The 2883-nt window shown below is 41.4% G+C and carries 3 protein-coding genes; all 3 read left to right on the plus strand.

From position 1 onward, the window contains the following. Nucleotides 1–108: 108 nt before the first annotated feature. Nucleotides 109–612, plus strand: coding sequence for a ubiquinol-cytochrome c reductase iron-sulfur subunit (gene petA / locus Q0296_RS05410; RefSeq protein WP_298037663.1), 504 nt, complete (start codon nucleotides 109–111; stop codon nucleotides 610–612). A 10-nt stretch (nucleotides 613–622) separates the two neighbouring features. Beyond that, complete coding sequence (locus tag Q0296_RS05415; protein WP_021089393.1) at nucleotides 623–1867, plus strand: cytochrome bc complex cytochrome b subunit; 1245 nt, start codon at nucleotides 623–625, stop codon at nucleotides 1865–1867. Between the two features lie 2 nt (nucleotides 1868–1869). Then, nucleotides 1870–2883, plus strand: a 1014-nt coding sequence (locus tag Q0296_RS05420; protein ID WP_298037667.1) for a c-type cytochrome, incomplete at its 3' end; no start/stop codon positions are given.

The raw sequence follows: 2883 nt of genomic DNA on the forward strand, positions 1-2883 counted from the left end.
AAAAAAAGCTTAAATCCACTTTATTTTTACAAACTATATTGTGAGATTATAGTTTTTTAATTTTTTGGGAGTATAATCGTTTAAATTTTATTTATAGAAAGGAAATTAATGTCAGTAAAGCAAGAAAGACGAAGCTTTATCGGCCTTGCGTTTGGTGCAGTGGCAGCTGTGGGTGGCGCGATGTCACTAGTTGCCATGAAAAAGACCTGGGATCCGCTCCCTAGCGTAAAAGCTGCTGGTTTTACAACTGTCGATCTAAGCCCGATCAAAGATGGCGAAATGAGACAGGTTGAGTGGCGTAAAAAGCCTATTTTTATCCTCAAAAAAAGTCCAGATATGGCTAAAAACGACAAGAGAGATGTAGTCGTTGGAGATGCGAGATATGTAGTTCTTATCGGACTTTGCACACACCTAGGATGTATCCCTGAGTACAAGTCTAGCAAGCAAATTTTTGTCTGTGCCTGTCATGGCGGCGAATTTAACGCTGATGGCATACAGACATACGGACCTCCACCAAGACCGCTTGATATCCCACCATTTAAGATAGATGGAACCAAGCTAGTTCTAGGCGAAACAAGCCCAGAATATGAAAAATTAGTAGCTAAAGCTTAGGAGGTTAGCGATGTCTTTATCTCATAAATCAACTGGCGTTATTGACTGGCTTGACCAGCGCCTAGCTTTTACAAAACTTATGAAGGTTCTAGTTAGCGAATACTGGATCCCAAAAAATATAAATTTCCTTTGGGCGATGGGCGTTATCCTAACGACACTTTTCTTACTTTTGATCATCACTGGCTTTTTGCTTATGATGTATTACAAACCAGACATACATTTAGCCTTTGATAGCGTAAATTACACTATCATGCAAGAGGTTGAATACGGCTGGCTGTGGCGTCATATCCACGCGATTTCAGCATCGACTATCTTTCTTATCATGTATATCCACTTGCTTACTGGACTTTACTATGGCTCATACAAAAGAGGCAGAGAGGTCATTTGGGTAAGTGGTATGGTGCTTTTTATCTGTTTTTCAGCAGAGGCATTTAGCGGCTATATGCTCCCATGGGGTCAGATGAGCTACTGGGCGGCTACTGTTATCACTCAGCTCTTTGGTGGCGTGCCAGTTATCGGCGATGCTTTGGTTGAGTGGATTAGAGGCGATTATGCAGTTGGCGACTCGACACTTACAAGATTTTTCATGCTTCACGTATGCTTGCTACCACTTGTAACTATCGTTGTTTTGGTTATCCACTTCTACTCACTAAGAGTTCCACACGTAAATAACCTAACAAGCGAAGATATCGACTTTGATGTAGAGGCTGAGGTTTATCTACACGGCGACAGAGCAAAAGCTAAAGTTATACCATTTTGGCCAGGATTTTTGGCAAAAGACTTCATGTATGTATCATTTTTTATGATATTTGTTATGTATCTCGTTTGCTATCATTTTGGCTTTGCGATGGATCCTATCAACTTTGAGCCAGCAAATCCACTAAAAACTCCACCACACATCTACCCAGAGTGGTACTTCTTGTGGCAATATGAAATTTTACGTGGCTTCTTCTTTGATATAGCAGGAATTTCAGCTTATAACATTGGTCTTATCGCGTTTGCCTTTGCGGGCGTGGCATTTATGCTTATACCACTCTTTGATAGAAGCGGCCTTGTCGCACCAGCTCACAAAAGACCACTATTTTTCGTATGGTTTTGGGTGCTAGTTGCTGACCTTATCGTTTTATCTATATATGGCAAGCTCCCAACAGGCGGCATCAACGACTGGATAGGATTTTACGCATCACTACTATTTTTAGTGCTATTTATAATCGCACTTCCAGTTATCACAATACTTGAAAGAAAAAGGGGCTAATCATGAAAGAGCTTAAAATTTTTGCCATCGTTGTTATCCTTTCAGGTATTTTATACTGGGGCATCGAGCCTTACGCTCACACAAAGCTTCATCCGCATACTGCAAATGCTGAGTATAACTTCTCAAAAGAAGATACTGACTACGCTAAACACTTTTTAGAGCAGAAAAAAGAGGCGCTCGAGGCTGCAAAAGCTAGCGGAAATAAAGCTAGTATAGAAGCAGCTACAAAAGATGTTGAGACAGCACAAAAAATTCTTGATGACTATACAGCTTTTTGGGCTGATATAAATTCGATCGACCTTGCAAAAGGTGATGCTGCAAAAGGCGCTGAGACATTTGGAGCAGCTGGATGTACAGGATGCCACGGCATCGAAGCAGCTGGCATGCCAGCTAGTATGGACGCTGAGACAGCTAGCCAAAGCTTTGGCGTAGTGCCACCAGATCTTAGCACAGCTGGTAAAATTTATGACGAGAGATTTTTAGCTGCACTCATCAAAAATCCAACTATGGCTGTAAAACTATCTCATAAATTTAACGACGAGCATCCTTATCCGATGACTGCATTTATGGGTGCTGGCGGCGATATAAACGCTGAGATCGCTGACATAGTTGCTTACCTTAAAAAGGTATCAGCTGACGCAGATGCAAAGAGCAAGATCACTGAAGAAAAGGTCTTTGCTGACGCATGTCAAAGATGCCACGATATGAAGTATGATAAAAAATATACTCTTAGCAACAAAGCAAGCCTTGCAGCTTATATGGGCTCAAACCCACCTGATCTATCTATGATGATCCGCTCAAAAGGTGCTGACTACTTGCATAAATTTATAAACGATACTCAAAAGATGCTTCCAGGCACTGCGATGCCTAGAGTTGGCTTAAACAAAGCTGCTGAAGACGACATAGTATCTTACATAGAAAAAGTAGGCGACAGCAAAAAGGCTGAGCGCGAGAGCACTGGCATTTACGTGATGATCTACTTCTTCATCTTGGGAATTTTTGCTTGGCTTTGGAAA

This window comes from uncultured Campylobacter sp., assembly GCF_937890585.1.
Classification (GTDB): domain Bacteria; phylum Campylobacterota; class Campylobacteria; order Campylobacterales; family Campylobacteraceae; genus Campylobacter_A.